2 protein-coding genes are annotated in these 1,917 nt (G+C 37.6%); both read right to left on the reverse strand.

Features of this window, described 5'->3' with window-relative positions:
- On the reverse strand, positions 1-439 hold a 439-nt coding region (locus AC1DRQ_RS31145; protein ID WP_477429953.1), incomplete at its 3' end, for a LytR/AlgR family response regulator transcription factor.
- Positions 433-1,485 (reverse strand): sensor histidine kinase, encoded by a 1,053-nt coding sequence (locus tag AC1DRQ_RS31150; protein ID WP_477429956.1) that lies wholly within the window; start codon positions 1,483-1,485, stop codon positions 433-435. The genes AC1DRQ_RS31145 and AC1DRQ_RS31150, both read right to left, overlap by 7 nt.
- Positions 1,486-1,917 lie beyond the last annotated feature (432 nt).

The following is a 1,917-nucleotide window of genomic DNA, read 5'->3' on the forward strand; positions in this document are numbered from 1 at the left end:
GCTTTATCCTGCGCACGCCGCTCTTAACAAAAATAAACCCAGGGGTATCATGGTCAATTTCGAGATTGGCACCTTCTGTTTTCAAAGCAAGAAATTCTCTTATTTTTTCGAGCGAGAGCAAGAAGCGGCTGCGGGAGATAGGCTTTAACAAAAAATCAATAACCCCTAATTCAAATCCTTCAAAAGCGTAATCGCGAAAGGCCGTGGTAAAAACGGTGATCGGTGGCTGGGGCAATGATCTTAAAAAGTCAATCCCATTCATTTCGGGCATCTCAATATCTAAAAATAAAACATCGGCTGTATTGCTTTTCAAAAATTGCAGGGCATCAAATGCATTACTGAAATTACCTGCCAGTTTGGTATAATCTACCCGTTCCAGATAACCGGTCAGCACCTCCCTGGCAAGAGGCTCATCATCAATGATAACACAGTTTAACATGGCTGGTTTATTTTTAGTAATACATGATAATAGTCGGGTTGATCTGTGATCTCCAATACATGATTGTCTGGATATAATAGCTCCAGCCTCTTTTTAAGGTTCAAAAGGCCAATACCGCCATTTTTATTACGCTGATGAAAATTGAGTTTATTATTCTCTATAACAACTTCAAGCGATTGGTTTATGCGGATGCTGATATGCAAATAAGCATTATGAACGGCCCTGCTTATACCATGCTTAAAAGCGTTTTCTACCAGGGGTAATATTAAAAATGGTGGTATGAGGTACTTACCGGCATCGCCGTTAACAGTTAACCTGATGTCGGCATGATTGCCCTGCCTTAGCTTTTCCAGCTCCAGATAGTTGTCAAGATACCTGATCTCCTTTTCAAGGGGTACATATGCTTCATCACTTTCATGCAGCATATAATCCATAAGCTCAGACAGTTTTAATACAATATCGGGCGCCTTATCTGATTTTTGTATGGTTAAAGCGTACAGGTTGTTCAGCGCGTTGAATAAAAAATGTGGGTTTACCTGCGAGCGGAGATAATTGACTTCGGCCTGTAGTTTTTCTACCCGCATTTCCTGTAGTAACTTTTTTTGCTCATACCAGTCAATACTGAATTTAAGTGCTATTATTAACAATAGGTACAACGCGGTATGGGTGAAATTATAGATAAGGGAAAACGAAAAGTTTGCGTTTCTGTTTGGCCCCAGCACAAATCCAAATAAATAATAATCGTATAAACTCTGTACAAACAGGTAGGCTATAATGAGCAGAATAACCAGGCCAAAATAACTTGCATATTTTTTAAGCAAAAGGTAACGCGGTATAAGCCAATGAATATTAGCCCAGGCAAGCGCGATCAATAAACCCATCCTTACTATTGAACACATAAAAAAACTGGGCAAGCCGGCTTTTACAATAAGGTAAGTTCTGTCATACAAAAAAATAGCGGTAACAATAACCCAGTACACAAGGTATATCCATGTGCTTTTTTTTGCTATGGCTTTTTGGGTGTTGGAGGCTATGGTATACTGCATTTTACTAAGTAATGGATTATAGAATAATGCGTGAAATTTTGTAGATGAACTACAAAAAATGTAGATGAAATTTACGAATATGTTTCCTTAAAGGTGATATTACATTGCTAAATTTTGGTATTCAGGTTCTGGAATGGCAGGGTCACGTATCAAAAAGCTTGTCTTAACTACTGAAAGATAAAGGCGTGCGCCCGAGGGCGTTACTGCTTGATTGTATAAATGTTAGCAGGCGTATTATTTACTTATTTAATTACTAATTAGAGGAACAAACCAAATAAAAAAAATTCCCATACACAGGCTACACACTATTACACAATTTTTGATCAGGCCTATATTTTAAGCTGTAACTCATTTTTTTTGCATAAATTGTATAAACAAAACTGCGGTGAAATCATTACCGCATATAACTTATGTTGATTAAAAGCTTTAATA

Source organism: Mucilaginibacter sp. P4_E8, assembly GCF_056401495.1.